27 protein-coding genes are annotated in these 26,206 nt (G+C 63.2%); 6 read left to right on the top strand and 21 right to left on the bottom strand.

Going from position 1 to position 26,206, the window contains the following annotated elements:
- Positions 1-5: 5 nt before the first annotated feature.
- Together ACFC2Y_RS07265 and glmM are read right to left on the bottom strand one after the other, a co-directional pair.
- On the bottom strand, positions 6-791 hold the full coding sequence (locus ACFC2Y_RS07265; RefSeq protein ID WP_375173918.1) for a metallophosphoesterase: 786 nt from the start codon (positions 789-791) through the stop codon (positions 6-8).
- 18 nt (positions 792-809) lie between these two features.
- Entirely contained in the window at positions 810-2,150 is a 1,341-nt protein-coding gene (gene glmM / locus ACFC2Y_RS07260; protein ID WP_375173919.1) for a phosphoglucosamine mutase, read from the bottom strand.
- A 247-nt stretch (positions 2,151-2,397) separates the two neighbouring features.
- Here glmM and ACFC2Y_RS07255 point away from each other — a divergent pair, with 247 nt between their 5' ends.
- Both ACFC2Y_RS07255 and ACFC2Y_RS07250 read left to right on the top strand, forming a co-directional pair.
- The gene (locus ACFC2Y_RS07255) at positions 2,398-4,521 is read left to right on the top strand and encodes a YjbH domain-containing protein (protein WP_375173920.1); all 2,124 of its coding nucleotides are present in this window, start codon (positions 2,398-2,400) and stop codon (positions 4,519-4,521) included.
- Complete coding sequence (locus ACFC2Y_RS07250) at positions 4,518-5,183, top strand: YjbF family lipoprotein (protein WP_375173921.1); 666 nt, start codon at positions 4,518-4,520, stop codon at positions 5,181-5,183. Before ACFC2Y_RS07255 ends, ACFC2Y_RS07250 begins: the two co-directional genes overlap by 4 nt.
- 16 nt (positions 5,184-5,199) lie before the next feature.
- Here the strand turns inward: ACFC2Y_RS07250 and ACFC2Y_RS07245 are convergent, their stop codons facing one another.
- On the bottom strand, positions 5,200-5,655 hold the full coding sequence (locus tag ACFC2Y_RS07245; protein WP_375173922.1) for a Fur family transcriptional regulator: 456 nt from the start codon (positions 5,653-5,655) through the stop codon (positions 5,200-5,202).
- A gap of 120 nt (positions 5,656-5,775) precedes the next feature.
- Here ACFC2Y_RS07245 and ACFC2Y_RS07240 point away from each other — a divergent pair, with 120 nt between their 5' ends.
- The 4 genes from ACFC2Y_RS07240 to ACFC2Y_RS07225 are packed head-to-tail and all read left to right on the top strand — an operon-like array spanning position 5,776 to position 9,207.
- Positions 5,776-6,672, top strand: coding sequence for a metal ABC transporter substrate-binding protein (locus ACFC2Y_RS07240; protein ID WP_375173923.1), 897 nt, complete (start codon positions 5,776-5,778; stop codon positions 6,670-6,672).
- Positions 6,669-7,526 carry a manganese/iron ABC transporter ATP-binding protein gene (locus tag ACFC2Y_RS07235; RefSeq protein WP_375173924.1) on the top strand — a complete coding sequence of 286 codons (858 nt, stop codon included), beginning with the start codon at positions 6,669-6,671 and terminating at the stop codon, positions 7,524-7,526. The genes ACFC2Y_RS07240 and ACFC2Y_RS07235 overlap by 4 nt, the downstream gene beginning before the upstream one ends.
- Positions 7,523-8,377: a metal ABC transporter permease gene (locus ACFC2Y_RS07230; RefSeq protein WP_375173925.1), complete on the top strand. Its 855-nt coding sequence runs from the start codon at positions 7,523-7,525 to the stop codon at positions 8,375-8,377. The genes ACFC2Y_RS07235 and ACFC2Y_RS07230 overlap by 4 nt, the downstream gene beginning before the upstream one ends.
- Positions 8,377-9,207: a metal ABC transporter permease gene (locus ACFC2Y_RS07225; protein WP_375173926.1), complete on the top strand. Its 831-nt coding sequence runs from the start codon at positions 8,377-8,379 to the stop codon at positions 9,205-9,207. The genes ACFC2Y_RS07230 and ACFC2Y_RS07225 overlap by 1 nt, the downstream gene beginning before the upstream one ends.
- Positions 9,208-9,327: 120 nt before the next feature.
- Here ACFC2Y_RS07225 and msrB read toward each other — a convergent pair whose 3' ends face one another.
- The 18 genes from msrB to ACFC2Y_RS07135 all read right to left on the bottom strand — a co-directional run bounded on the left by msrB (position 9,328) and on the right by ACFC2Y_RS07135 (position 25,057).
- A complete protein-coding gene (gene msrB, locus ACFC2Y_RS07220; protein ID WP_375173927.1) occupies positions 9,328-9,792 on the bottom strand; it encodes a peptide-methionine (R)-S-oxide reductase MsrB in 465 nt (154 codons plus the stop codon).
- A 66-nt stretch (positions 9,793-9,858) separates the two neighbouring features.
- On the bottom strand, positions 9,859-10,410 hold the full coding sequence (locus tag ACFC2Y_RS07215; RefSeq protein ID WP_375173928.1) for a fasciclin domain-containing protein: 552 nt from the start codon (positions 10,408-10,410) through the stop codon (positions 9,859-9,861).
- A 541-nt stretch (positions 10,411-10,951) separates the two neighbouring features.
- Positions 10,952-11,371, bottom strand: coding sequence for a hypothetical protein (locus ACFC2Y_RS07210; RefSeq protein WP_375173929.1), 420 nt, complete (start codon positions 11,369-11,371; stop codon positions 10,952-10,954).
- Positions 11,358-12,518, bottom strand: coding sequence for a hypothetical protein (locus tag ACFC2Y_RS07205; protein ID WP_375186419.1), 1,161 nt, complete (start codon positions 12,516-12,518; stop codon positions 11,358-11,360). Before ACFC2Y_RS07205 ends, ACFC2Y_RS07210 begins: the two co-directional genes overlap by 14 nt.
- Positions 12,519-12,997: 479 nt before the next feature.
- Positions 12,998-13,207 carry a hypothetical protein gene (locus ACFC2Y_RS07200; RefSeq protein WP_375173931.1) on the bottom strand — a complete coding sequence of 70 codons (210 nt, stop codon included), beginning with the start codon at positions 13,205-13,207 and terminating at the stop codon, positions 12,998-13,000.
- Complete coding sequence (locus ACFC2Y_RS07195; protein WP_375173932.1) at positions 13,204-13,911, bottom strand: hypothetical protein; 708 nt, start codon at positions 13,909-13,911, stop codon at positions 13,204-13,206. The genes ACFC2Y_RS07200 and ACFC2Y_RS07195 overlap by 4 nt, the downstream gene beginning before the upstream one ends.
- Positions 13,912-14,350: 439 nt before the next feature.
- Entirely contained in the window at positions 14,351-14,857 is a 507-nt protein-coding gene (locus ACFC2Y_RS07190) for a DUF3299 domain-containing protein (protein ID WP_375173933.1), read from the bottom strand.
- Positions 14,848-15,327, bottom strand: coding sequence for a DUF3299 domain-containing protein (locus ACFC2Y_RS07185; protein WP_375186119.1), 480 nt, complete (start codon positions 15,325-15,327; stop codon positions 14,848-14,850). The genes ACFC2Y_RS07190 and ACFC2Y_RS07185 overlap by 10 nt, the downstream gene beginning before the upstream one ends.
- Positions 15,328-15,353: 26 nt before the next feature.
- Positions 15,354-16,604 carry an ABC transporter permease gene (locus tag ACFC2Y_RS07180; protein ID WP_375173935.1) on the bottom strand — a complete coding sequence of 417 codons (1,251 nt, stop codon included), beginning with the start codon at positions 16,602-16,604 and terminating at the stop codon, positions 15,354-15,356.
- The gene (locus tag ACFC2Y_RS07175) at positions 16,601-17,293 is read right to left on the bottom strand and encodes an ABC transporter ATP-binding protein (protein WP_375173936.1); all 693 of its coding nucleotides are present in this window, start codon (positions 17,291-17,293) and stop codon (positions 16,601-16,603) included. The genes ACFC2Y_RS07180 and ACFC2Y_RS07175 overlap by 4 nt, the downstream gene beginning before the upstream one ends.
- Positions 17,294-17,300: 7 nt before the next feature.
- Entirely contained in the window at positions 17,301-17,927 is a 627-nt protein-coding gene (locus ACFC2Y_RS07170) for a DUF2796 domain-containing protein (protein WP_375173937.1), read from the bottom strand.
- A 41-nt stretch (positions 17,928-17,968) separates the two neighbouring features.
- The gene (locus ACFC2Y_RS07165; protein ID WP_375173938.1) at positions 17,969-19,411 is read right to left on the bottom strand and encodes an ABC transporter ATP-binding protein; all 1,443 of its coding nucleotides are present in this window, start codon (positions 19,409-19,411) and stop codon (positions 17,969-17,971) included.
- Positions 19,408-20,220, bottom strand: a complete 813-nt coding sequence (locus tag ACFC2Y_RS07160; RefSeq protein ID WP_375173939.1) for an ABC transporter permease subunit — start codon at positions 20,218-20,220, stop codon at positions 19,408-19,410. Before ACFC2Y_RS07160 ends, ACFC2Y_RS07165 begins: the two co-directional genes overlap by 4 nt.
- Positions 20,217-21,146 carry an ABC transporter permease gene (locus tag ACFC2Y_RS07155; RefSeq protein ID WP_375173940.1) on the bottom strand — a complete coding sequence of 310 codons (930 nt, stop codon included), beginning with the start codon at positions 21,144-21,146 and terminating at the stop codon, positions 20,217-20,219. The genes ACFC2Y_RS07160 and ACFC2Y_RS07155 overlap by 4 nt, the downstream gene beginning before the upstream one ends.
- Complete coding sequence (locus ACFC2Y_RS07150) at positions 21,143-22,642, bottom strand: ABC transporter substrate-binding protein (protein WP_375173941.1); 1,500 nt, start codon at positions 22,640-22,642, stop codon at positions 21,143-21,145. Before ACFC2Y_RS07150 ends, ACFC2Y_RS07155 begins: the two co-directional genes overlap by 4 nt.
- Positions 22,639-22,932, bottom strand: coding sequence for a DUF6525 family protein (locus ACFC2Y_RS07145; RefSeq protein WP_375186418.1), 294 nt, complete (start codon positions 22,930-22,932; stop codon positions 22,639-22,641). The genes ACFC2Y_RS07150 and ACFC2Y_RS07145 overlap by 4 nt, the downstream gene beginning before the upstream one ends.
- Positions 22,929-24,143, bottom strand: a complete 1,215-nt coding sequence (locus ACFC2Y_RS07140; RefSeq protein ID WP_375173943.1) for a GTP-binding protein — start codon at positions 24,141-24,143, stop codon at positions 22,929-22,931. Before ACFC2Y_RS07140 ends, ACFC2Y_RS07145 begins: the two co-directional genes overlap by 4 nt.
- Positions 24,140-25,057: an NAD(P)/FAD-dependent oxidoreductase gene (locus ACFC2Y_RS07135; RefSeq protein ID WP_375173944.1), complete on the bottom strand. Its 918-nt coding sequence runs from the start codon at positions 25,055-25,057 to the stop codon at positions 24,140-24,142. Before ACFC2Y_RS07135 ends, ACFC2Y_RS07140 begins: the two co-directional genes overlap by 4 nt.
- Positions 25,058-26,206: the final 1,149 nt, after the last annotated feature.

Raw genomic sequence — 26,206 nt, 5'->3', positions numbered from 1 at the left:
GGGCGTCAGGTGATGAAACGGCAGCTGTCGGGCGCCACATGGGCGGCGGTCAGTCGGCCGGTGGAATAGGCGCCAGTGTCGATGGAGATCCGGGTATCCCCGACGGTCGCTTCGGCCATGATCGTGTGGCCATGCAGCACGGTCTGATCGTCGAGGCGCGGCACCTCCAGAAAGGCGGGGTGGCCGTTGATCATCACGCGGCTGCTTTGCTCCGTTACCGGGCTCTCCGGGTCCATAGCCGCGTGGACACAGTGGATATTGCCGCTGGACCAGAGCGGCGGCAGGGTGCGCAGCCAGGTCAGGATGCCTGCGGGCATGGCCTCTTCCAGCGCCTCGGCCAGTTCGACCGCGTCCTCCAGATCCGGGCTGGACCGGGGCGGCGTCAGGCCGAAGCTTTGCAGGGTTTCCGCCCCGCCGAAGCTGAGCCACCGCAACCCGCGCCCGGCGGGATCGTCGATGAAGTCGAGCATCATCTGCTCATGGTTGCCCATGATGCAGATGTTCGCCTCCGGCTGATCGCGGCAGAGGTCATGGATATAGCGGAGCGTTCCGGCGCTGTCCGGGCCGCGATCGACAATGTCGCCGATGAAGATCACCGGGATATCGGCGCCGAACTCGGCCCGGAGTTTGGCGTGGAGCGGTTTCAGGAGATCGAGGCGGCCGTGAATGTCGCCGATCGCGCAGAACGGCTGATCGGGGGCGAGGCGGGTTTCCACAGTCGGCCTGGCCGCGACGCGCGCCCGCGGCGCCCGGGGCTTGCCGGAGAGGGCGTTTTTCAGTCGTCCCAGCATCTTGGCCCCCTCCCCCGCCTAGCGCGCCTGCTCCACCGCGGTGCGGATATTGTCGAGCACCTTCATCAGGATCACTTGGTCCTCCGCCTCGCCCATCACGCGGATCAGCGGCTCTGTCCCGGATTTGCGCACCAGCAGGCGGCCACTGGCGCCCAGCTCCCGCTCGCCATCGGCGATGGCCTGCTGAACCTGGTCCGAGGACAGCGGTTCGGCGTTCGCGTCGAACCGCACATTGTGCAGGACCTGCGGGATGGGGGTGAACACGCTGAGCAGATCGCTCGCCTTGCGCTCGGTCTCGACCATGGCGGCGAGGACCTGCAGCGCGGCGATCAGCCCGTCGCCAGTGGTGGCATAGTCGGTCATGACGATATGGCCGGACTGTTCGCCGCCCAGGTTGAACTGGCCTTCGCGCATCCGTTCGACGACATAGCGGTCGCCAACCTTGGTGCGTTCCAGGCCGATCCCCTGACGATCCAGATGCCGTTCCAGCCCGAGGTTGGACATGACGGTGGCGACCAGCGCCTGGCCGTCCAGCCGCCCGTCCTGGGCCCATCTGGTGGCGATCAGGCCCATGATCTGGTCGCCGTCGACCTTGTTGCCCTGTTCGTCGATCACGATCAGGCGGTCCGCGTCACCGTCGAGGCACAGGCCGATGTCGGCGCGCGTTTCGCGCACCTTGGCCGCCGCCATCTCGGGGTGGGTGGAGCCGCATTCCTCGTTGATATTCAGGCCATTGGGGGCGGTGCCCACGGGGATCACATCGGCGCCCATCTCCCACAGGATGGCGGGGGCGACCCTGTAGGCCGCACCGTTGGCGCAGTCCACTACGATGCGCAGCCCGTCGAGGCGGAATTGCCGGGGGAAGGTCGTCTTGACGTATTCGACATAGCGCGAGCCGGAATCGTCGATCCGTTTCGCCCGGCCGATGTTCTGGGGCTGGGAGAGCGTGATGTCGCCGTCCATGATCCGCTCGATCTCGGCCTCGGCCTCGTCGGAGAGCTTGAACCCGTCGGGGCCGAAAAACTTGATCCCGTTGTCTTCGGCGGGATTGTGGGAGGCGGAGATCATGACACCCACATCGGCGCGCATCGACCGGGTCAGGAAGCCGACACCGGGCGTCGGCACCGGCCCCAGGAGGAAGACGTTCATCCCGGTCGAGGTGAAGCCGGCGGTGAGCGCGTTTTCGATCATGTAGCCGGAGAGGCGCGTGTCCTTGCCGATGACGACGCGGTGTTCCTGCTGGTCACGGCGGAAGTACCGGCCGGCCGCCGCGGCCAGACGCATGGCGACCTCGGCCGTCATCGGATAGCTGTTGGTGCGTCCGCGAACCCCGTCGGTTCCGAATAGTGAGCGGGTCATTTGGCCTCCTGCCTGTCGGCACATCTGGGGGATGGTGTTACGCCGGAGCAGGGGCCAAGTCCAGATCAGGCTGGATCGGTCCAACGGCGCAGGGTGGCGGGGTTTTGCCAAACCCGGGCGGCGGAGCGTATGGACTGGCCAAAGGCGGGGACAATCTGAAAACCTGTACTTACAGCGACTTCGAACGTTGCCCATGACGACGTCAGGCGATAGGTTCGCTACACCTGTCCTCGGGAGGCGAGCAGCAGTGCCGACGACCAAATCATTCTTCGGGATCGCCGTTGCCGCACTGGCAGCGGTGCAGCCTACGGTCCCATCCGCGCAGCAGACCTACAGCTACAACAGCTATGGCACACCGGGGCTGATCGACATGCCGACGGCGGACAGCGCCGCGGATGCCGAACTGGCCTCCACCTTCAGCTATTCGTCTGTAGCGGCCCGGGCGACGATGACCTTTCAGATCACGCCACGGCTGAGCGGAAGCTTCCGCTACGGACGCATCGACAGATACACCCTGGCAACTGGTGCGCCGACATTCGATCGCTCCTTCGACCTGCGTTACCGTATCGTGGACGAAGGGCGGTATCGCCCGGCGGTGGCGATCGGCCTGCGGGATTTCATCGGGACGGGGCTCTATTCCTCGGAGTATGTCGTCGCCACCAAGCACATCACCCCGCGCCTTTCCGTGACCGGCGGGATCGGCTGGGGCCGACTGGCCTCGCACGGCGGGTTCAAGAACCCGTTGAGCGTGCTGGGCTCCGGCTTTGAGACCCGGCCTGGCGGGTTTACCGGAACCGGCGGGCAGGTCGAGCTTGGGCGCTGGTTCCGGGGGCAGGCGGCGTTGTTCGGCGGGCTCAGCTACCGGGCGACGGACAAGCTGACGCTCAAGGCGGAATATTCGTCGGACGGATACCGCCTGGAATCGGCGGCGGGGCGGAACCTGATTTCGCCCAAAACGCCTGTGAATATCGGGCTGGATTACAAGATTGCACCCGGCGCGAACCTGCAACTGGCGTTCCTGCAAGGCGATACGATCGCTGCCGGATTGACCTTTTCGACCAACCCGCGGCTGGCCTCGGTGCCGGGCGGGGCGGGATCGGCGCCGGTGCCGGTCAAACCCCGCGACATGAAATCGGCGGAGGCCCTGGGCTGGACCACGAACGAGCCGGTGAAGACGCAGCTGAAATCGGGGATGCAGACGCTGCTGGCGGCAGACGGTATCTATGTGGAGGCTGCTCGGCTCGAAGGGCGGGTCGCCACGGTCTATATCCGCAACGAGAAATACATCGCCAAGGCCGAAGCGATCGGTCGCACGGCGCGCGTGATGAGCGTCGCCTCGCCCAGTTCGGTCGAAACCTTCCGCATCGTGCCGATGGTCAACGGGCTGCCAGCCTCGGCTGTCGTCATCAATAGGGATGATCTGGCGCGGTTCGAACATGACCCCGACGGGGCGCGGAAGATGTTCGACCGCGCGCAGGTGGTCAGCAACCCCGGCAAGCCGTCCGCAGACGACGTGATTGAGGGACAGTACCCGCGCCTGACCTGGTCGGTCGGGCCCTATCTGAAAGCCAGCTATTTCGACCCGGACAACCCGGTCCGCGCGGATGTCGGGCTGCGCCTCTCCGCCCGCTATGACTTCGCGCCGGGGCTGGTTCTGTCCGGCGAGGTGGACCAGAGGCTGATCGGCAATCGTGACGGCTCCACCCGGTTCGATCCTTCGGCCCTGCCGCGCGTCCGGACGGATGCGGGACGGTATGCCAAGGCCGATACTGCGCTCACCCGCCTGACGCTGAGCAGCTATTTCCGCCCGGGTCCGGATCTTTATGGTCGCCTGACCGCGGGGTATCTGGAACCCATGTATGCCGGGGTCAGCGGCGAGTTGCTGTGGAAACCGGTCGACAGCCGCCTCGCCCTCGGGGTCGAGATGAACTATGTGCAGCAACGCGATTTCGATCAGGGGTTCGGTCTGCGAAGCTACCGCGTCGCGACCGGCCATGTCTCGGCCTATTACGATTTCGGTAACGGGTTCCACGGTCAGATTGATGCCGGCCGCTACCTGGCGGGCGATTGGGGCAGCACGCTGACGCTGGATCGCGAGTTCGCCAATGGCTGGAAAGTCGGGGCCTACGCGACCTTTACCGATGTGCCCTTCTCGCAGTTCGGCGAAGGGTCCTTCGACAAGGGCATCCGCTTCGAAGTGCCGCTCGACCACTTCCTGGGCAGGCCGGTCGGCAAGACCTACAAGGCCACGTTGCAGCCATTGTCGCGGGACGGCGGGGCGCGGCTGAAGGTGGATGATCGCCTTTACGAACAGGTACGGGGCTATCACGAACCGGACCTTGCCAAGAGCTGGGAGAGGTTCTGGCGATGAGCATCTGGCGCGCCTTGGGCTTCGGGACGCTGGTCCTTGCGCTGGCCGCCTGCGGCAATGACCCCGACAAGCCGAAGGTCGGGCTGACCGCCCTCAAGGGTGTGCTTGCCAAGGTGGGCGGTGGCGACGAGGCCCCCGCGTCGCCGACCGCAGATCAGCTGCGCGCCGCCGTCACGCCGGAGTACCGTGCGCAATCAGGCAACCAGCCCATTCTGCTGGCCAGCTCTCTGCGCGTGCCCGTGTCGTCGCTGATGGTGATGGCCGGGGAAAATGGCGATGTCCGCACCTATTTCTCGCCGGACCAGATCAGTTTCAGCCTGCGCAACGGCGTGGTTGTTGCCTCGCGGGGGCTGGGCGAAGATTTGTTGCGGGCGGATGTTTCGCAGGTGCAGGCGCGCATTCAGGAGGGCGCGGGCCAGGCCGTTCGCATCCACCATTACCTGGATGGCGAGAACCAGAATGTCACCCGGCGGTACAACTGTCTTTACGAGACGGTCGGCGGCGAAGTGGTGGAGACATGCACCGGACAGGACGCCAGATTCACCAACCGCTATGCGCTGAACAGTGACGGGAAGATCGTGGTGTCTGTTCAGTGGGTCAGCCCGAAACTCGGCTCCTACCGGTTGGAAGACCTAGGGGTCGGCGAGCTGTCGGAAGGGTAGTTTAACGTTAAACTATCTATTCTGCATCTCGGCGAGTGGCCGAGGCACGCCTCTTCTTGCGCACGTAAAGCTCCAGCCTGTGATGGACGATTTCATAGCCCATGGCCTCCGCGATCTCGGCCTGCAGCCGTTCGATCCGGTCGTTGGAAAATTCGATCACGTCGCCCGAGTCGACATCAATCATGTGATCGTGATGGTCGGTCTCGGTATGTTCGAAGCGGGCCGGGGTGCCCTCGAACTGATGGCGCATGATGACGCCCTGGGCCTCCAGCTCCGTCAGGGTCCGGTAGACGGTGGATAGCGAGATGCCGGGCACATCCGCCTCCGCCCGGCGCTGAAGCTCCACCGCTTCGGGATGATCGTCCGCCGCAGCGATAACCGACAGCAGGGCCGCACGCTGGCGCGTGATCCGGACCCCGGCGCGGCGCAGCGCGTCGGTCAGTTCCTCTGTGCGTCGGTCAATCTTTGTCATGGCCCGGTTTTGGTCGAAGTGGCGGTGTCGATCAAGTGTTAGTTGCAAATCATTCCCAACTGACTTGACAGTTGCAAATCGTTCCTAGATGCAGATAGTAGCGATGAACAGGAGAGTGACATGCTCAGACGACGACAGCTGCTTGGGCTGGTGACGGGCCTGGCCCTTGGGGGCCTTCCCGGGATTTCGCTGGCAGAGGACCGGTTGAAGGTGGTGACGACCTTTACCGTGATCGCCGACATGGCACAGAACGTGGCGGGGGATGCGGCGGATGTCGTTTCCGTCACCAAGCCGGGGGCGGAAATCCATGGATATGCGCCGACGCCGCGCGATCTGGTGCGGGCGCAGGATGCCGATCTGATCCTGTGGAACGGGCTGAACCTGGAGCTTTGGTTCGAACAGTTCCTGTCCAACCTCAGGGACATTCCCTCCGCCACCGTCACCGACGGGATCGAGCCGATTTCGATCTCCGGCGGGGAATATGATGGCAAGCCGAACCCGCATGCCTGGATGGCGCTGGATTCGGCGCTGATCTACATCGACAATATCCGCGACGCGCTGAGCGCAGCGGACCCCGACAACGCCGCGACCTATGCCGCGAACGCCGAGGCCTACAAGGCGGAGGTGGCGGAGGTGATCGGCCCGTTGCGTGACGCGGTGCGCGCCCTGCCCGAGGGGCGTCGGTGGCTGGTGACCTCGGAAGGGGCATTTTCCTATCTGGCGCGGGATTTCGGTCTGACGGAACGTTATCTCTGGCCAATGAATTCGGATGCGCAGGGGACGCCGCAACAGGTCCGCGCCGTGATCGACGCGGTGCGGGAGCATGATATTCCGGCGGTCTTTTCGGAAAGCACCGTGTCGGACAGGCCGGCGAAACAGGTGGCGCGGGAAACCGGCGCCAAATACGGCGGTGTGCTGTATGTGGACAGCCTGTCCGAACCGGGCGGCCCGGTGCCCAGCTATCTGGATCTACTGCGGGTGACCTCGGAAACCATCGTGAACGGGTTGCGGGAATGACATCGGGCGACGGCATACGCGCCGCAGGGCTGACGGTGACCTATCGCAACGGTCACACCGCCCTGCGTGATGCGAGCTTTGCGATCCCGCGCGGCACGATCACCGCGCTTGTCGGGGTCAACGGCGCGGGGAAATCGACCCTGTTCAAGGCGTTGATGGGATTTCTGCCCGCTGCCTCCGGCCAGATCGAGATCCTGGGCCAGCCGGTGGGACGGGTCATGAAGGATCAGGCCGTCGCCTATGTGCCCCAGGCGGAGGAGGTCGACTGGACCTTCCCCGTGCTGGTCGAAGACGTCGTGATGATGGGCCGCTATGGCCACATGGGGTTCCTGCGGCGTCCGCGTGCTTCGGATCATGAGGCGGTGACCTCCGCCCTGGCCCGGGTGAACATGTCGGAGTTCCGGCACCGCCAGATCGGCGAGCTGTCGGGCGGGCAGAAGAAACGGGTCTTTCTGGCGCGGGCGCTGGCGCAGGACGCGCAGGTGATCCTGCTGGACGAACCCTTTACCGGCGTCGACGTGAAGACCGAAGAACAGATCATCGCCCTGCTGCGCGAGCTGCGCGGCGAGGGGCGGGTGATGCTGGTGGCGACGCATAACCTGGGCTCCGTGCCGGAATTCTGCGACCGGGTCGTTCTGGTAAAGGGCACGGTGCTGGCCCATGGCCCGACGGCAGAAGTCTTTACCCCCGACAACCTGCGCGAGGCCTTTGGCGGGGTGCTGCGCCACTTCCTGCTGGAGGGGCAGCGGCTGCATGACGACGAAGACCCGCGGCGGCTGGAGGTCTTTACCGATGACGAGCGTCCGCTGGTGATCTACGACGAACGGCACCGCACGGTGAAGGGCAAGTCATGATCCTGCTGGAGCCCTTCCAATACGGCTACATGACCAATGCGATCTGGGTCTCGGCTTTGGTTGGCGGGGTCTGTGCGTTTCTGTCGGCCTATCTGATGCTCAAGGGCTGGTCGCTGATCGGCGATGCGCTGTCCCATTCGGTCGTGCCGGGGGTTGCGGGCGCCTATATGCTGGGGCTGCCCTTCGCCATCGGGGCGTTCCTGTCGGGTGGGCTGGCGGCGCTCTCGATGCTGTTTCTGCGGCAGAGGTCGGGGTTGAAGGAGGATGTGGTGATCGGGCTGATCTTTACCGCGTTCTTCGGGTTGGGGCTGTTCATGGTCTCGCTCAACCCGATGGCCGTGTCGATCCAGACCATAATCATGGGAAACATTCTGGCGATCACGCCACAGGATACGCTGCAACTGGCGCTGATCGGGGGGGTGTCGCTGGCGGTGCTGCTGGCGAAATGGCGCGATCTGCTGGTGGTCTTCTTTGACGAAACCCATGCCCGGTCGATCGGGTTGAATGTGAGCGTCCTGCAGATCCTCTTTTTCACCCTGCTGTCGGCCTGCACCGTGGCGGCGATGCAGACAGTGGGGGCCTTTCTGGTCATCGCGCTGGTGGTGACGCCGGGGGCCACCGCCTATCTGTTGACCGACCGCTTCCCTCGGCTGCTGGTGCTCTCGGTGAGCATCGGCTCGGTCACCTCGGCTCTTGGCGCCTATGTCAGCTATTTCCTGGACGGGGCGACGGGGGGCGTGATCGTCTGCCTGCAGACGCTGCTGTTCCTGCTGGCGCTGACCTTTGCGCCGACCCATGGCATGCTCGCGGCGCGGCGACGGGCGCGCGCAGCCTTGCAAGAGGCGGCGTGATGGAGAGCCTGCTTCTACCGCTGCAATTCCCCTTTATGCAGAATGCTCTGCTGATCTTGCTGCTGATCGGCCCGGCGGCGGCGATGCTGTCGTGTTACCTGGTGCTGAAGGGCTGGTCGCTGATGGGCGATGCCACGGCCCATGCGGTGCTGCCGGGGGTTGTCCTGGCCTATTTCGCCGGTATTCCACTGATCATCGGGGCTTTTCTGGCCGGTCTGATCTGCGCGCTGAGCACCGGGTTCATCAAGGATCATTCCCGGATCAAGCAGGACACGGTGATGGGCGTGGTGTTTTCCGGCATGTTCGGCCTGGGGGTGGTGCTGTATACGCAGATCTCGGCATCGGTTCACCTCGATCACATCCTCTTCGGCAATATGCTGGGGGTCTCGGGCGAGGATCTCTGGACCGCCGGGCTGATCTCGGCGGTGGTGGTGTTGATCCTGGGGGTGAAGTGGCGCGATTTCCTGGCGCATGGCTTCGATCCGGTTCAGGCGAAGATGATCGGGCTGCCTGTGGGATGGCTGCATTACGGGCTGCTGGCGATCCTGTCGGCGACCATCGTGGCGATGCTGTCCTCGGTCGGGATCATCCTGTCGGTGGCCTACCTCATCGCGCCGGGGGCGATCGCCTTTCTGCTGACGCGGCGGTTTCTGGCAATGCTTTGGGCATCGATCCTGGTGGCGCTGCTCGCGGGGCTGGCCGGGACCTACCTGTCGTTCTGGCTGGACAGCGCGCCGGCACCGACCATCGTTCTGCTCATGACAGGGATGTTCCTGGTGGCGCTGGCCTGGCGAAACATCCGTCAGGGGCGGATTGCGGCATCGGGGTGATGCGCGCACAGTCGAGCCTTGTGGGTCTTTGCCAGTCCAGCAGGGTGAGAGAGCCGCTACTCCCGCTGCCGAGAACGGCCTTTTGGCCGGGCGGGTTTCGGCCCTCCCGCACCTGCAGGTTCAGGACACATCGGCACGGAACACCAGGCTGACACCGTTGAGGCAATGTCGTTTGCCCGTCGGTTGCGGCCCATCGTCGAAGATGTGACCGAGGTGCGATCCGCATCGGCGACAATGCACCTCTGTTCGGGTGGCAAAAAGGCTGTTGTCCGGCTTGGTTCCAACCGCGTTTGGCAGGCTTTGCCAGAAACTCGGCCAGCCAGTGCCGCTGTCGTACTTATGCTCGGAGCTGTAGAGCGGGAGGTTGCAGCCCTTGCAGTGATAGGTGCCGTCGCGGGTCTCCTGGTCCAGCGGGCTGGAATAGGCTTTTTCCGTGGCCTCCTCCCGCATGACTTTATATTCGGTATCCGTGAGCATCGCGCGCCATTCGGCGTCGCTCCTCGTGACCTCGAAGGGGCCTTCGGCGGCCCGCAACGGAAATGCAGTGCAGGCAAGCAGTCCGGCCATCATCGTTCGGCGTTTCATGGGACCTCCTGTAGCTTGAATGTGGCTCTCCCCGCCTTGGCGGAAAGAGCGTGAGTTTGCGTAAACTTACTTCGGCACGAGAACCGAGTTGACCACGTGGATCACGCCGTTCGATTGATCGACATCGGCCACGGTCACCTGTGCGGCGTTTCCGCTTTCGTCGAAGATATAGACATTGCCATTCACGACCTTGGCCGACAGGGCATCACCCGAAACGGCGTTGAAGTGGTAAAAGCCGTCGGGGCTGTTTTTCGTGGCAGCAACGATATCGGCCGCAGACCAATCACCTGCAACAACGTGGGCAGTCAGGACCTTCTGAAGCATCGCCTTGTTTTCGGGCTTCAGCAGGGTGTCCACCGTGCCGGCCGGCAGGGCCGCAAAGGCATCGTCAACAGGCGCAAACACAGTGAATGGACCTGCGCCCTGAAGTGTGTCCACAAGTTCTGCCGCCTTCACCGCCGCAACCAGCGTGGTGTGGATGGGCGAGTTTACGGCGTTTTCGATAATGTTGCGCTCTTCCAACATCGGCGCACCGCCGACGGTCGGGTTCGACGCGAAAGCCGCCGTAGCCAGTGCGATCGCAGTGGTCGACGCGGCGAAAAGTGTCTTGAGGGTCATGGTCCGTCTCCTGTGTGAAGCAAGACACATCGGCCTTGCGATACAGGAGATACGGCGCAACCCGGGGACAAAGTTTCAAAATGGGCGGATAAAAGTGAAAGCAAAACGGGCCCGAGCGCGGAAAAAACCACGGAAGCTTTTGACCGCCTGCGTCGATGCGCGCGCCTACACCGCCTGTAGGACTGCGCATAACCCTGCGCGTCCCTCACTGATCGCAAACAAGAAAATCGACACTATTCGCTCACAGGTTTGCGCGGCGTTCGCGCATAATCTTGCGCGTTTCGCTCATAACCTTGCGTGGTCAGCCGTCCGGATTCGGACGAACCTAAGTTACTGGAATTTATAGCAACTCGACGGCCGTTCTGCAAGCTATGGCAGGGCGGGCCCGAGTCCTCGATCTCCGCATGGGACTACGCCTTTATCATCGGAGTTCGGTCATTTTCTGGGATGTAGGGAAAGACGCGGTCGATGCAAAACCGCGCGCAACTAAACCGGAAGCTAATGCCCCCGGCGCACATTTTCGCTCTTGGATGAAACCGGGCTAATCGTTGCCCGGGGATCGCTCAAGGCCGCTCGCAGCCAGAGCCAATCGGACACGCCGAGCCTCCGATAGCCGCTTGTGCGCGGTAATGGAATCCAGAGAAGCAAAGAAGTTGTAGACATCCTTCCCCTCCGGAAGCATGCGCCAGCCCAGCGCGATCAGCGCTTTCTCCAGATCACGGCGGGCCTCCCTCCGGAACTCTCGGGACTCGCAGGAGGGCTCTACATGCGCGATGTCGAAATCGTCGCACGAATAATGCCGCTGGATCTCGACCCACCGCACTCTGCCAGTGTGCTCAACATCATACCAGCTGAGCACAGCCACGACATCTACCCGAAGCTGGGCGGCCGCCTGCGTCGTCCGCGCCATTTGCTCTTCAATCGACAGTTCGGAGCCCGACTGATTGCTATCCTGCGGCATGTTCCAGCCTTTCGCTTAGCTGCATAAGATGCGCAACATGCGTGACATGGAGAAGATGACCTCGCGTCGTTCTGCCGACTGCCTGCGCGCCGACAGTTGAAATGCCTTGTCTGGCAAGCCGCGAGATGAGAGCCCGGGAAGTCGTTTGACCCTGTTCAGCAACATCCGCGAGCACCAAGTATTCCCTCTGAAACTGTGCGAGGTCGGCTGGAGCGATCAGCCAAGCATTAGCGCCGCCCACGCGACCATGCGTGGAGACAATAAGGCCTTCCGCGCACCAATGCGTAACACATTCCGGCCTCCAGCCTGTTATCTGCGCGACTTCTCCCGCAGTCATTCCGCTCGGTGCGCCTTGTGCAGCCAGCAGCTCCGAGATCTCCTTTTCGGAGAACAGCGCATCCCCAAGACGCTGTTCGCTGTCGAAGCAGCGCGCTTGGATAGTCCCTGACTTGATCGCCCGGAACACCGTCAGAAGTGCCTTCTTGTCAGTGGTCTTTCGTAGCGAAAGGTCGCGAAAGGCAAGCATGGGTTCTTCAATGGCACCGGCCAGAGCGAGATTCTTTCGGATCACGGTAACCGTCCGGGTCAGGTCGTCCCGATCGAAGCTGCCGTCGACGCATGGATGACGAACATCGACATCGACCGGTGCCACGACATGCGCCTCGAGCAAAAGCTCAAACTGCGACCGACCTACACCCAATAACTCGCGCGCCCGTTTCTTATCGAGCATAAGCGACCGCAGGACGCGCGTGGTCTCAATATCTGAGCGCGAGACAATGGTGTGTTGGTGCCCGGCACCGGACCTTGCCAGCCGCCCGTTCATCACGCCGGTCCTGACGGCATCGACAATCCTTTCCGCCCGGATGCCCAACATCCTTGCTCCTTCGGCCGCACTTACCCACGCGGCTTTGTCAGCATGGCCCGCCAACCCATACGCATCCCCGCAGATGGTCGCCGCTATATGGAGGCACCGCTTCTGAAGCGCATCTGCGACCAGTCCGGTTTGTTTCATCAGACCTTGATACCAGGATCCCAGACGCGCCGCGGCCGTTTGCCCGTCCGCCTCGGGAGCGTTCCAGAGATCTTGCACATAGCGATCGAAAGCCGTCGGCCATTCGAAAAGGTGCGGTTCGACCGTCCTGATCATCTCGCGGGCTTCCGCCAAGGTTTTTGGAATGCCGTCTTTTCCCGGCTTCCCGGTTCGCGTGGACCGCATCGCCGAAGCAAGGAACCACACCGTCCGTGCGACAGATCGGTCAGAGCCGCCCTCGAGGTCGAAACCGACGATATTTGCGGGGAGACCTGCGATAGCACGAGAAATCTGGACTGCGCCGTCAGTCGCGGGGATCTGTCGAGCGTCAGCGTAGTGCGCTCCGCAAATGCAGCTCGCATGTCCGTCGTTCGCCAACCTCAGCGGGGACTCGCAGCCGGGGCAGGTCTCGAGCAGTTCTGTGCCGTGCACAGCGCAGGCTGAAACAAGCGCGTGCCTCCATTCCTTGCGACGCGGGAGACCCGCGGCGAGACATGCCGGACAGACCGGGTCCGCGTGCATGCGATGAAACCGCCAGTCCAAGGCCGGGTCCGTTGCGCGACTACGCGGGAGGAGCGGTTCGAGAAGCGGGAACTCTACCCCCAGCGCCACGGCCAGATTTTCTGCGTTCTCCACCAACGGCCGCCCGTATGGACAGCCTCGTGAAACTCCTCCAGGGTGATTTGGGACTGGACGCCATTGAGCTCGATGCGCACCGCAGACATGCCGGGCATCCGGCCAATCACCGTATAGACCTCGTCATCTTTACGAAGATGGCGGCCGTCAACCTTCTGAACAATCGTCACAGCGGAAGGACCTCAAGATAGGAGGTGTCGCCACCCGTCGGTGAAAGAACCGTCTGGTCGTTGAACGGAGCTCGCTCGAGAGGCGCACAGAGATAACCGTCACGAATGGCTGCGTGAACACTGTTGCGGTCAAAGCCAAGGCCTTCGATTTCCCGGAAGGTCAGACAAGATGGGCAATCGTCCAGGAGCCACGCGCGCTGGTCGTCGTTCAGATAACCCCTGGGGGCAGTCTTCAGGGTGCGCAGGTTGCGTTCGAACGCACGAGAGAAAAACCGCTCCGTCACGACTGTGTGCCGGTGTCCCAGTGCGACCATCGCAACCGGGACCTTTCTGAAGTCTGGATCCTTTTCGATGAGCCTCGTGTGCTTCCCCTCAACGAAGATCCTGGAGCCATCGACGAGCTCAAAAAGGAAGTCAGGCGTATATTTCCAAGGCTTGTAGTCCGAACCGCCTACGGCGTCATTCAAAGCCTTCTGCGTGGGAAAGGACTCGCCTGTATTCAGCTCAAATGTGCAGGGTTGTGGATACACCCGACACACTCGGGGATCGAGATCTGCTGCGATCAGGATAATCGACTCGAGCGCACTTTCCGTATCGACAAGCGCATTGGCCTTGAGGCTAAGCTGCCTGTTGACCTTTTTCTGATATCCTCGCCTATGGATTGTCCGAGATGGGCCGTGGGACATGTCATCGTCATCGAGCATCTTGCGCACTCCGTTTTCTGCTTTCCGTTGTTTTCGGAGACGAATGAGGCACTGGATTGACGAGCGTGAAAATCTGATGCTATTTGCTAAATATTATTTGCAATACGCTGTTATATATAGATTTTTTAACTCTTCTGGCGCTATTATCGGCCGCGAAGTATTTTTTGTTAAACTGAAATGTGGAAGAGCTGCCTTATTCACATAGACCTATAGGACTATCTTTTTGTCAGTCGGCGATCTCCCCACCCCAAGGTGATTCCAAGGAAGCCACTAAACACAACCTATGCGAGTGCTGTCATTGTCGGCTCTCGGGCACGATCGGGCTTACACTGCTGGCCGGACGCCCGCTGAGATGGTATTATGAACCCCCTCCGAAAAATGCGCCAACCCAACGTATTCAGCGCCTTTTCGCGCTTGAGCGAAGGTCCGGTATTGGCCGCTACGCGCGGTAAGGCCGGATCTCTTCAGCTGACAGCGCATATCCGATCTCAGCCAGTTGTGTCGATGTCGACGCAGTGCCGAACATCCCGGTCACGGTCACGGCTTCGAACATCCCGGAGCTTTCATAGGGCGTGCCCGTTGTTACAAAGACCAGCTGGTTCGCCGGCGGTGGCGGCACGTGCACGCAGGCGCCGACATAGGGCACAAGGATGAACGCCGTGACACCAGTTCCCTTGTGGTCGATCGGGACGATGAACCCGGAAAGCCGAACGATCTGACCGTTCCAGTCCATTCGGATACCGGTCGACATCGGCTGCTGCGCGGCCAGGTCGCTTTCATCATGCGGCACGATCCCGGCCAGGTTCCCGGGCAGAGAATGGTCGTCCTCAGGCAACAGGTCTCGCCATTCGAGGTCGACCACAGTCTCTGCGACAGCTCGGCCCGCGAGCCCCGCTGCCGCAAGGCCGAGCAACACGGCACGACGCGATGTGAAGGTCATTGCCATTCGTATACCTCGATCTTTTCGGCCGCGATCTGGTAGCCGACCTCGGCGATCTGGGTCGTCATCGCTTTGGCCGACAAGCGGCCAAAAACCCAGACCGGATCCCACATGGACTCGCTCGGCCAAGGTTTTTCGGTGGTCACGAAGACCAGCTGATTGGGGGGCGGTGGCGGCGTGTGGATGCAGGCTCCGACATACGGCACGAGCATGAAGCTGGTCACGCCGTCGGATGTCACATCGAAGGGGATGATGTAGCCCGGCAGTTTCACAGGTTTGCCGTCCAGCCCGGTATTAACCTTGCTGGCATTTTCATCGAACTGCGGCACCCAGGTATCGTTCACCGCGTCGATCTGACCGGGGCCGATGATCTCTCCATAGGGCACGCCCTTTGGGATCAGGTCCTCCCAGGTGATTTCGCGGAACGGACTGGCCATTGCGCGCCCCGGCAGAAGGGTCGCTGCGGCGAGGGCCATGAAGGCGCGTCTGGACGGATGCCTGCTCATATCCTCACCATCATGCCATCGGCGAGCGACAGGCGGTAGGCCCGGAGTGCGGGCAAAAGGCTCGCGAGTGCCGCCGCGGCGATCACACCTGCGAGAACGGAGATCTCCCGAGCTGTCGGCGGGTCGATCGGCAGCCAGAGGCCAAAGGCGCTGTCGACCAGCGGCTGTGCGATCGCCAGACCGGCATAGAGCAGCGCCAGCCCAAACACCGCGCCTATAGTCGCCATCAGCGCCGCTTCCAGAACCAGCAGGCCAAGGATCGTCGCGGGCCGCGCACCCATGGCGCGCCAGATCGCCATTTCCCGCCGCCGTTCGTTCAACGACGAGAAGATCATCGCCATCATCCCAAGAAGCGCTGTGACCACCACCATGGCGGAGACTCCGATCAGCGCGGTTTCGGCTACGCCGACGATCTGCCATAGTTCCTGAAGCGCGACGCCGGGCAGGATCGCCAGCAGCGGCTCCTCCGGGTATTCGTTGATCGCCCGTTGCAGGCCGAAGATCTGGAGACGCGATTTCACCCCGACCAGCGCCGCCGTGACCGCCGAGGGTGTCAGGTCCATTTGCCTGATACGGTCGACCGGCGTGGTCTGACCCGGGATCTGCGCGCCGGACCGCCAGTCGACATGGATCGCCTCGATTGCCTCAAGGCTGACGATTACTGTGCGGTCGACTGGTGTGCCGGTGCGCTCTATTATCCCGGCAACGCGGAAGGGCTGGTCGTCATGTTCGGTGAAGCTGGCCAGCCCATGGGACACGACGATCGGATCACCGACCTTATATCCGAGCGTCGCGGCAACCTCTGCCCCGATCACGGTATCATAGAGGTCTTCGAGTCCGTTGCCCTGTCCGACGACGAGCGACCGACCGCCGCGATACTTGTAGTGTTCAAAAAATGCCTGCGTCGTGCCCATCACCCGGAACTGCCGGTGGCTGTCCCCAAGCGAAATCGGGACAATCCAGTCGACCTCGGGCCGCGCCGCGATGTCCTGATAGCTCTCCCATGTCACGTTGTTCGTGGCATTGCCGATCCGGAAAACGGAATAGAGCAGGAGCTGAACTGAACCCGACCGCGCCCCGACGATCAGGTCGGTTCCCGAGATCGTGTCGGCAAAGCTGGCCCGCGCGCCTGTGCGCACCTTTTCCACGCCGAGGAACAGCGCGACGGACAGGGCGATGGCAAGGATCGTCATGCCCACGGTCAGGGCCCGCGCCAGCAGCGAGCGATAGGCAAGGCGCAGGATCATGCGGCCAGCCTTTCGGTCCGCGCGATCTCGGACAGGTGCACGACACGATCGAACCGCGCGCCCAGCCGTTCGTCATGGCTGACCATCATCAGCGATGATCCGGTCGCGGCGATCCGGTCGAAGAGCAGGCCGAGGAACGTGTCCTGCGTCGCCGCATCCAAGGCCGAGGTCGGCTCGTCCGCGACGATCAACGGTGGTTGTCCAATCAGGGCGCGGGCCACGGCGACCCGCTGCTGCTGACCGACCGACAGACGCCCGGCGGTGGTGCCGGTGATCCCCCCGGGCAGACCGAGTGCCGTGCACAGTGTTGCGGCCTCGTCAGGGGCCGCACGCTTGCGTCGTTCGGGCGCAAAGCGCAACGGCAGCAGGATGTTGTCCGACACGCTGGCGTAGGGCAGCAGATTGAACTGCTGGAAGATCACTCCGATCCGTTCCGCGCGAAACCGATCCCGCGCCCCGGCGCGCAGGGTCGACAGATCGGTGCCCCCGACCTCCACCCGACCGGTATCGGCGGTGACGATCCCGCAGATCAGCGACAACAGGGTCGACTTGCCCGACCCGCTTTCGCCCAGAAGCAGGACGCTCTCGCCCCGCTCGATTTGGAAGCCCGGCACCGAAAGCCCGAAGGACGCCCGCCCCGGCCAGCGGAAGCGGACATCGTTCAGAGTTAGAGCCGGGCTTACCGTCATGCCAGGATCATTCCAGCGTCAGTTCGGGCTCGTCACGGGTGATCTCGGCCTGACCGGCACCGGTTTCAGTGACGTATTGCGCCTCGATTTCTTGCGCGTTTGCGAACTGGGTAAAGAACGGGAAGCTGATCGTGGTCAGCGCGTCTTCATCTTCGCAGGCAAAGGCATAGCTGACGTGGAACTCGCTATGTCGAGCTTCGTCGCTGTGGTCATGATCGTCGGCCGCATGATCCTCGTGATCATGGTCATCGCCTTCAGCATGATCTTCGTGATCATGATCGCCATCCATATGCGCGTCGGAGTCATCGTGGTCACGATCGCCGCCATGCAAGTGCGCCAGCACTTCCGTCAGGCGACAGCCAGCGGCCTCAGGTAGGGCCACCACGTTTTCGGGCATCAGCATGGTGCGGATGGCGGCCTCGACGGCGTCCTTGTCCTCGGCCGATGTCGCTTCGTATTCGAAGCCGACGATGTCCATGCCGGGCGCGTGGATGTTGATCTCGACCTTGCCGTGTTCAACCGCGATCTCCGCAGTCGAGACACCGTGCACATGGGCGTCCATTTCACGGGTGTCCTGTGCGAACACCGGCGTGGCGAGGGTCGAGGCGGCAAGGGCCAGGTGGATCGGTTTCATGATGGGTCCTTTCGAGGTTGATTGATGAAGAGTTGAACCGGTCATTGCAACGCCCCCGCGACACGCGTCGGGGTCAAATCCACGTTTGCCGCATCCGGATCCAGCGACAGCACGTGGTCCGCCGTCCGCGCCACCAGCGCCGGGTCATGGCTGACCAGCATGATGGCGCAGCCCTCGGTCGCGGCCATTTCGCAGAGCAAATCAATGACTTGTTTCTGAGTGATCGGGTCGAGGCGAGAGGTCGGCTCATCGGCAAAGATGAGCTTCGGCCGGACCAGCAGCAGGCGCAGCAGGGCCAGTCGCTGGAGCTCTCCGCCCGATACGGCATCGGGCTTTCGCGTCAACAGCGCCGGGGCGAGGCCGAGGCGCGGCATCAGCGCGTCGATCCGCGCCTGCGATTGCCCATGGCGGCGAGCGACGTCGGCGAGCGTTTGCCCCAGGATACGACGGCGGGGAAAGGCCGCGACCGGATCCTGGTAGAGTTTCTGGAGCGCTGTGGCTGTCAGACCTGCGGCCTTCTCCACACGCCCTGTGGAGCAACGGACCAGCCCCAGCATCACGTCGCCAAGTGTGGACTTGCCACAGCCGGATGGCCCGGTCACACCAAGGATGCGGCCTTCGGTCAGGTCGAAGGACAGGTCCGAGAAGAGGCGCGTCCCGCCCCGCTCTGCCGCCAGCCCGGTCGCGGTCAGCACAGGTGCCCCCGCCGCCGCTGGTTTTCGCCGGGGCCAGTTTTCCGGATCGGCGGCGATCAGATCCCGCGTATAGGCCTGCGTCGGCGCGCCCATCACGGACGCGGTCGCGCCCGTCTCGACCACGCGGCCTTCGCACAGAACGATCATCCTCCCGCCAACACGTCGCGCCAGCGCCAGATCGTGGGTGATGACCAGCAGCCCGCCGCCGCGCGCCAGTTCGGCGAGCAGCAGGTCAGCCACCTCATCCCGACGCGCGGCGTCCAGACCCTTGGTCGGTTCATCCGCGATGACGATCCTTGCGCCCCCGGCCCGCGCGGCGGCAATGGCCACGCGCTGCGCCATGCCACCCGAGAGCTCGTGCGGATAGCGCTGCCCTGCCCCGCTCAGGCCAAGGTGGCTCAGGTCGCTGGCCGCCTGTGCCTGCGCGTAAGCCGCCCCCAGACCGCGCACCAGATGATGCGCCTCGGCAACCTGCCGTTCCGCACGCATCAGCGGATCGAGCGACAGCCAGGGCTCCTGCGGCAGCACTGCGATCTGACGCCCCCAGAGCGCCCGGAACCCATTGGGCCGTGCCGCATCCAACAGGTGATCGCCCAGGGCCACCCGGCCCCGCGCGGTCAGGTCCCGCGGCAGGGTGCCCATGATGGCCTGCGCCAACAGGGACTTGCCGGACCCGGTTTCGCCCAGAATAACCAGCGGCTCGCCTGGTTCCAGATGCAGCGATACGGGATGCAGGATCGGCGTGTCGCCCTGCGATACTGTGATGTCTTCAGCTTTCAGAAGGGTCATGTCTCGCGACTCCCCGCCAGTAGGGTAAGGCCCAGAAGCAGGGCGAAGGTGGCGATGACGGGCGACAGCAGCGCCATGGGGGCCTCGCGCCAGTAGGGCAGCAGTTCCACCATCATCAGGCCCAGTTCCGGTGTCGGAGCGCGCATGCCGACGTGCACGAAGCCCAGCGCGGCGATGGCCATGATCGCGGTTGCGGTGCCGAAGGCGGCTGCGGTCAGCATCATCGGCGCGATTTCCGGCCAGATGTGGGTGCGGAAAACGTAAGTTGGACCGAAGCCCAGCAGCCGCGTCGCCTGCACGGCGGGCGAGGCAAGCACCTCACGCGTTGCCGCACGGGTCAGGCGGAAGAACTCGACCCAGAGCACCAGCGACAGTCCGGCCCAGAAGCCAAGCGCCGTGCCGGGAACGATGGCCAGCACGATCAGGACCAGCAACAGCCCCGGCAGCGCCAGCAGTGCGTCAGCCAGAGTGGTCAGGATCCGGTCGGTCCAACCGCCACGCGCAGCCGCCAGCGTGCCAAGGGCCAGCCCCCCAAGCCCGGCGGTCAGCACAGCCGCGATGGCGATAGCGGGCGACAGGCGCAGGGCATGGGCCAGCCGGTGAAAAATCGACCGGCCAAGGTGGTCATAGCCAAGCGGTGCCCCGGGCTCCGGCCCAGACAGCGCCTTCATCAGCGACTGCGCGAAGGGATCGCCGGGGACGGCGAGCGGCCCGATCAGGGAAAAGATCAGCACGGCGGCGACCAGAACGGCCCCCGTCCAGCGTGTCGCATGGCCCACAGGGCGCGGGATCATCACGGCGTCGGTCATGCGGCTCTCCTCGGATCAATGCGCTGCGTGACAAGGTCGATGACGGCGTTGATGAGAACAAAGCTCAGCCCCAGGCACAGCGCCGTGCCCTGCACCATCGGCACATCGCGGGAAAAGATCGCGTGCACCAGCGCATGACCGATGCCGGGCCAGCCAAAGACCGCCTCGACCACCACGACGCCTTCGACGAGCGTCACGAACTGAAGCCCGAGATAGGTTAGCAGCGGGACCGAGACGTTGCGCAGCCCATGCCGCCAGAGCGTTTGACGCGGGCTCAGCCCCTTCCATTGGCCAAAGCTGTAGAAGGGCATTGCCGCGATCCGCGCCATGGCGTCCCGCGCGATCCGCGCATTGACGGCGGCCAGCCCGAGTGCCAGCGCCAGAGCGGGCAGAATGAAGTGCCGTGCCTCGCCATACCCGGCGGCGGGCAGCAGGCGGAACTGCACCGAAAGGATCAGGATGAGGATCAGGGCCATCAGGAACTGCGGCACGGCCTTCAGCCCCGTCGAGACGACCAGAAGCACGCGGTCGAGCGCGCCACCGGGCCGGAGCCCGGCAAGGATACCCAGGGGTGGCCCGAGGATCAGCGACAAGAGCACCGCGACCCCGGCCAGCGCCATCGACGCGCCCAGTTGATGCCCGATCTCTTCGATCACCGGCTGGCCGGTGACCAGCGACGTGCCAAAATCCAGCCGCAGCAGATCGCCCAACCAGTTGAGGAACGCGGGCAGCGCCGGACCGCCCAGCCCCAGTTCATCGCGCACCGCGTCGGCGGCAGCGGTATCGACATTGTCGTAGCCATAGCGCCCGGCGGCGATCCGATAGGCCGCATCACCCGGCAGGGCGCGCATCATGGCAAACGTGGCGGCCCCGATCAGGACCGCCACCATCAGGGCCTGGATGCCACGTGTGATCAACGTGTTCATTGCGTGAGCTTCAGATCTTGCAGGCCAAACGTCCGTTCCCACGGGTCGATCATCGTGCCTTCGACGCCCTTGGCCACGGCCAGCGTCTGGCGATACCAGGCGATTGGGATAATCGGCAGTTCGGTTTGCAGGATCTCGGCAATCCGCTTCCGCGCATCGTCACCGCCATCGCCGCGTCCGACGGCTCGTGCCAAGTCCACGATCTCGACGTTCTGCCAGCCCATGGCCCCCCAGTCGCCGGTCGGAGCGTAGTCGGACAGAACCGTGCCGACAGGGTTCGGGATCAGACCAAAGTTCCGCGCGATCAGGCCAAGGTCGAGCGAGCCGTCCTGATGGCCCGAGCTAATCTCGGACGAGTTGGTGGTATTGATCGTCAGCTCCACCCCGATGGCACGGAATTGTTGCTCCAGCACCGCCGCGACCAGAGGCAGCTCGGGCCGGTCTGGATAGGTCGTCAGGGTCAGGGCAAAGCGTTCTCCATCCCGGGTCAGAATGCCGTCGCTGCCAGCGGTCCAGCCCAGGCCAAGCAACAGTTCCTTTGATTCTTCCGGGTCGTAGGCCAGCGGTGCAAGGCTGTCGTCATGCCAGTCCCCAACCGACGGCGGAAACAGCTGTGTTGCCCCTTCGGGATAGCGCAGAGCGGCCTTGGCGATGCCCTCGCGGTCGATGGCAAGGGACAGAGCCTTGCGGGCCTCGGGCTCGGACAGGGCGGGATGGCTGGCGTTCACCTTCATGAGCAGCGTGCGCGGTATCGCGACGGAATGCACGGTGGCCGTATCCGACATAGCCAGTCGCGCGACCGAGGCCGGGTCGAGGCCAAAGACGAAGTCCGCGTCCCCGGATTCGGCCATCAGCGCACGGGTCTCCACCCGGCTGACGGCGGCGTAGCTGACGTTCGGCACATGCGGTGCGCTGCCCCAGTAGTCAGCGAAGGCTTCGGCCTTCAGGCTCAACGGCGGGGCAAGATCAGTCACCTTGTAGGGGCCGGTGCCAATGATCTCGATCCCCGCGCCATCCGCCCCGTAGGCGGCGGGTGCGAGGATCTGCGCGCTGTAGTGGGCGAGGTAAGCCGGGAGCGCAGCAAAGGGTTCGGACAGAGTGATAACGACGGCGCCGTCGCCCGCTTCGATCGCGGTCACAGGGGTCTTCGCCAGCGGACCGGGCTTGGCACGGGCGATGGTCAGAGCGTTCGCGACCGCATCCGCCGTCATCGCGGCGCCATCATGGAACAGCACCCCGTCTCGCAGGGTGAAGGTCCAGGTCTGGCCGTCCTCGGACGTCACCCATTCGGTCGCGAGACCGGGCGTCAACGCGCCCTCGGGATCGGCATTGGTCAGCGTTTCGGCCACGCCCATGCGGGTGAAGATATAGCCGGAGGTCGAGGGCTCGGGCGACTGGATTTCGAACTGCGCGACAACGTCCAGCGTGTCGTCGGCCAGGACGGGCGGCGCGAATGAGATCAAGGCGGCGGCAAGGACTGCCAAGGAATGCTTCATTGTCTTTGATCCTGTTGATCGGTGAGGGACGCGCGGCTCATGGCGGGTAGCGAGAACCGGTCGCGGGAAAGGGTCTTCTGTTCGGCCCGGTCGAGCCGGTCGAGGATGTCGTCAGGGCTTGCGCCCGCGGCCCGGGCTTTGGCCCAGATCCGACGGCAGCAGGCGGGCGACCACGGCAGCGCGGCCTTTGCCAACCAGGCGCGCAAGGGTCGCGGCAGGGCATCATAGGCCTGCATCGGATCGGCAGGTCTGCGGCGGCGACGGAGCGAGGTGGAGACGTTGCGCCTCATGCTGCTGCCCGCCGCCAAACCGGGAATGGATCCGGCAGGTCCGGCAGGGCATCCGGGCCGGGCGCGATGTGCGCTGGCACCAGCGCCGCATCAAGCCGGGCCTTCAGCGACGGCCAGTCAATCCCCGCCCCGATGAACACGATCTCCTGTCGCCGGTCGCCCCAGGGCTCCTGCCAATGCTGGGCGAGATAGGCCCGGGCGCCGTCGTGATCGGGGTGCCGGTCGCGTGGGATTGTGGCCCACCACTGACCAAGCGGCGCCACAGATGAAAGCGCTCCGGCCAGCGAAAACTCCGCCACCCAGTCAGGCCGGGTCGCGATCCAGAAATGCCCCTTGGCGCGGATCACACCGGGCAAGTCTCCGTTCAGGACCTCCATGACCTTGGATGGGTCGAACGGCTGACGCGCGCGATAGACGTAGGAGGTGACGCCGTATTCCTCGGTCTCGGGCACGTGGTCGGCGAAACCGTAGAGCTCCTTCGCCCACATCGGATGCTCATGTGCCTTTTCGAAATCGAAAAGACCGGTATTTAGGATCGCGCGCGGCTCAACGTTGGATTGGTCAGTTTCAATGATCCACGCGTCGGCATTGAGGCTGCGAATAATCTTGCGCGCCGCATCCACTTTCTGCGGCCCGGCGTCAGAGACCTTGTTCAGGATGACCACATCGGCGAACTCAATCTGATCGGTCAGCAGGTGGACCAGCGTGCGCTCGTCCTCCTCACCCAGTGTCTCGCCCCGGTCGCTCAGGAAATCGTGGCTGGCATAGTCGTTGAGCAGGTTCACCGCGTCGACAACGGTCACCATGGTATCAAGCCGCGCGACATCAGACAGGCTTTCGCCCAGCTCATCCCGGAAATCGAAGGTGGCTGCGACGGGCAGCGGCTCGGATATCCCGGTGGATTCGATCAGCAGGTAGTCGAACCGTCGTTCCCCGGCCAGCTTGCGGACCTCTTGCAACAGGTCATCGCGCAGGGTGCAGCAGATGCAGCCGTTCGACATCTCGACCAGTGTTTCGTCGGTGCGCGACAGTTCGGTATCTGCGCGGACGAGGTCGGCATCGATGTTCACCTCGGACATGTCATTGACGATGACGGCGACGCGGCGTCCGTCGCGATTGTTGAGAACACGGTTCAGCAGGGTTGTCTTGCCCGCGCCCAGAAAACCGGACAGGACGGTCACGGGAAGGCGGGGATCAGCGGCGGTCGTCATGCTGCCTCCTTTTCAAGAGCTGGAATGAAATCGGGGAAGAGAAGCGACTGGTGGCAGCCCGCACCGGCGCGAGCTCCGTCACCGACGGCGAAGTTGACGTTCCACATCGGTGTGGCGAGGTCGCCGGCGGCGAAGACACCTGGGATATCGGTCTGCTGCATCGGTCCGGTGCGGACGTAGGGGCCCATTGGACCATCGGACATTCCCACCCCCAGACGCACCGCCGGAGAACCTGCAAGGTCGACCTTCGGGGCGATGAAGATGGCCGCGAAATCAGCTGCCGGTCCGTCCTGAAAGGTGACCCGGATACCGTCGCCGGACTCGAGCCGCAGGAATGTTCGCGCGTCGACCCTGATGCGGGCCGCACTCAGTGCTTGTTGATCGAGGCCGTCGACACCATTCACCAGAACGGTGACATCCTCGCTCCAGTCGGCGCGGAGCATATGCGCCTGATGGGCGGCCATCGGGCCTGTCGCGAGCACAGCCAGCGGACGACCCTTCACCTCATAACCGTGGCAGTAGGGACAATGCAGGACGGTGAGCCCCCATGCATCGCCCACGCCCGGCAAGTCGGGCAGGATGTCCCGCACGCCATGCGTCAGGATGATCCGGCGTGCTCGGATGCACTCTCCACTCTGAGTAGTCACCTCGAAAGCATCGACAGCGCCCGAGATGTCGTCTGTCCTGTCGTTCAGAAAGCTGACGGTCGGATAACCCGCAAGATCTGCCCGAAACCGTATGAGGATCTCTGCTGGGGGCACACCGTCCCAGCCTGGCACGCCATGAGCAGCCGGAGACATGCGGTTTCGCGGATGGCCGTCATCCATGATCAGAACGGATCGGCTTGCCCGGGCAAGTTGGAGGGCGGCGCTAAGGCCCGCGAAGCTTCCTCCAACGATCACTACATCAAACATGGCATTAAATCTCCGGTCCCGGACACGTGCGCGCCGGGGTCATGGTTCTTGAGGATCGGAAGACGCGGTCGAGGGACGACCGTGAGCCCCAGTCAAGATATGTTATAACGTATCGAGATAGTTATCTTGTAACACGTGAGGTGTTCAAGCATGTTTTTGCCCCAAAGCAGGAGCTCGTATGCAGAGCAGCTAATGTCCCACTGGGCACGGTAGTTTTGCGTCACCTTGGCAACGAGAAACGCTCAGGTGAGCTTCTGACCCGCACCCATCCGACAGGCTGATGAAACCGTCGGGAAAGACCATAGCTCAGCCGGACACCCGATCCTCGGCTACGCAGCGACAGATCGAGACGGGAATAGCCATTATGTGAAACACAGCATTCCTGAGGTTTCGCACCATTCCCTATATGTGGTGTCCAAACGAAAGGTGATTCTCCGGTCGTCAATGAGAAATATGCCTGATGGTATTTTTTCGGGCGTATCGAACGACTAACCACAGTCTAAAGTGCTATGCCGAACCTTTCGCGCAGCGAAGTTAAATCATTAAAAGCATTGGACATTTTTCGACTCCCTCAGCATCTTTTGGAAGCTGATTCTGGGCAGAACCACGTCAAGCGAATTTAGTCTGAAAATGGCGTTGACGATTGCAACCCGGAAACCGGATTATAACCATAAGCAGGGTATGACCCGGGGTTCAACACCACATCTCGCCCCGGGCCATATGGTTCGAAGAAACGCGAAGCGTGTCCTCCTGCTGGGCAGCTTGCCCGCCAAAAAATCTGCGGTCAAGCACGCGCTTTGCGACAATCCGCCCCGAGGAGGGGCATCAGCTATGTCGCATATGGACGACCATAAGCACGAACAGCCACTTACACCGGAGATGGTTCCGGTCATCAAGCTCGCGCGTGAGCGCGGGTATCACTACGGTCCTATCGCTGCCTACTACAGGATAAATCAGGGTCGTATCGCAGACGTCATGAAAGGGCGCCGTTACCCGGAGATTCCGGCCGGCTCAGAACTCCCTACGGATTTCCCCATCCCCTAAAGAACTGCGAAACGCAAGCGGGGGGCGATCTTCGCCCCTCGCTGAATAAGATCAGGGAGCGAAAGGTCGGCCATCGTCATTCGCCAAATAGAGGTTTCAAACGCC

Source organism: Pseudooceanicola sp. (assembly GCF_041987405.1).
Classification (GTDB): domain Bacteria; phylum Pseudomonadota; class Alphaproteobacteria; order Rhodobacterales; family Rhodobacteraceae; genus Pseudooceanicola.
This window is presented reverse-complemented; position numbering and strand designations above follow the sequence as displayed.

Coding starts and splice junctions, on each gene's coding strand:
- ACFC2Y_RS07265 (WP_375173918.1), bottom strand. CDS start 791: ATGCTGGGACGACTGAAAAACGCCCTCTCCGGCAAGCCCCGGGCGCCG.
- glmM (WP_375173919.1), bottom strand. CDS start 2,150: ATGACCCGCTCACTATTCGGAACCGACGGGGTTCGCGGACGCACCAAC.
- ACFC2Y_RS07250 (WP_375173921.1), top strand. CDS start 4,518: ATGAGCATCTGGCGCGCCTTGGGCTTCGGGACGCTGGTCCTTGCGCTG.
- ACFC2Y_RS07245 (WP_375173922.1), bottom strand. CDS start 5,655: ATGACAAAGATTGACCGACGCACAGAGGAACTGACCGACGCGCTGCGC.
- ACFC2Y_RS07240 (WP_375173923.1), top strand. CDS start 5,776: ATGCTCAGACGACGACAGCTGCTTGGGCTGGTGACGGGCCTGGCCCTT.
- ACFC2Y_RS07235 (WP_375173924.1), top strand. CDS start 6,669: ATGACATCGGGCGACGGCATACGCGCCGCAGGGCTGACGGTGACCTAT.
- ACFC2Y_RS07230 (WP_375173925.1), top strand. CDS start 7,523: ATGATCCTGCTGGAGCCCTTCCAATACGGCTACATGACCAATGCGATC.
- ACFC2Y_RS07225 (WP_375173926.1), top strand. CDS start 8,377: ATGGAGAGCCTGCTTCTACCGCTGCAATTCCCCTTTATGCAGAATGCT.
- msrB (WP_375173927.1), bottom strand. CDS start 9,792: ATGAAACGCCGAACGATGATGGCCGGACTGCTTGCCTGCACTGCATTT.
- ACFC2Y_RS07215 (WP_375173928.1), bottom strand. CDS start 10,410: ATGACCCTCAAGACACTTTTCGCCGCGTCGACCACTGCGATCGCACTG.
- ACFC2Y_RS07210 (WP_375173929.1), bottom strand. CDS start 11,371: ATGCCGCAGGATAGCAATCAGTCGGGCTCCGAACTGTCGATTGAAGAG.
- ACFC2Y_RS07205 (WP_375186419.1), bottom strand. CDS start 12,518: ATGATCAGGACGGTCGAACCGCACCTTTTCGAATGGCCGACGGCTTTC.
- ACFC2Y_RS07195 (WP_375173932.1), bottom strand. CDS start 13,911: ATGCTCGATGACGATGACATGTCCCACGGCCCATCTCGGACAATCCAT.
- ACFC2Y_RS07190 (WP_375173933.1), bottom strand. CDS start 14,857: ATGGCAATGACCTTCACATCGCGTCGTGCCGTGTTGCTCGGCCTTGCG.
- ACFC2Y_RS07185 (WP_375186119.1), bottom strand. CDS start 15,327: ATGGCCCTCGCCGCAGCGACCCTTCTGCCGGGGCGCGCAATGGCCAGT.
- ACFC2Y_RS07180 (WP_375173935.1), bottom strand. CDS start 16,604: ATGATCCTGCGCCTTGCCTATCGCTCGCTGCTGGCGCGGGCCCTGACC.
- ACFC2Y_RS07175 (WP_375173936.1), bottom strand. CDS start 17,293: ATGACGGTAAGCCCGGCTCTAACTCTGAACGATGTCCGCTTCCGCTGG.
- ACFC2Y_RS07170 (WP_375173937.1), bottom strand. CDS start 17,927: ATGAAACCGATCCACCTGGCCCTTGCCGCCTCGACCCTCGCCACGCCG.
- ACFC2Y_RS07165 (WP_375173938.1), bottom strand. CDS start 19,411: ATGACCCTTCTGAAAGCTGAAGACATCACAGTATCGCAGGGCGACACG.
- ACFC2Y_RS07160 (WP_375173939.1), bottom strand. CDS start 20,220: ATGACCGACGCCGTGATGATCCCGCGCCCTGTGGGCCATGCGACACGC.
- ACFC2Y_RS07155 (WP_375173940.1), bottom strand. CDS start 21,146: ATGAACACGTTGATCACACGTGGCATCCAGGCCCTGATGGTGGCGGTC.
- ACFC2Y_RS07150 (WP_375173941.1), bottom strand. CDS start 22,642: ATGAAGCATTCCTTGGCAGTCCTTGCCGCCGCCTTGATCTCATTCGCG.
- ACFC2Y_RS07145 (WP_375186418.1), bottom strand. CDS start 22,932: ATGAGGCGCAACGTCTCCACCTCGCTCCGTCGCCGCCGCAGACCTGCC.
- ACFC2Y_RS07140 (WP_375173943.1), bottom strand. CDS start 24,143: ATGACGACCGCCGCTGATCCCCGCCTTCCCGTGACCGTCCTGTCCGGT.
- ACFC2Y_RS07135 (WP_375173944.1), bottom strand. CDS start 25,057: ATGTTTGATGTAGTGATCGTTGGAGGAAGCTTCGCGGGCCTTAGCGCC.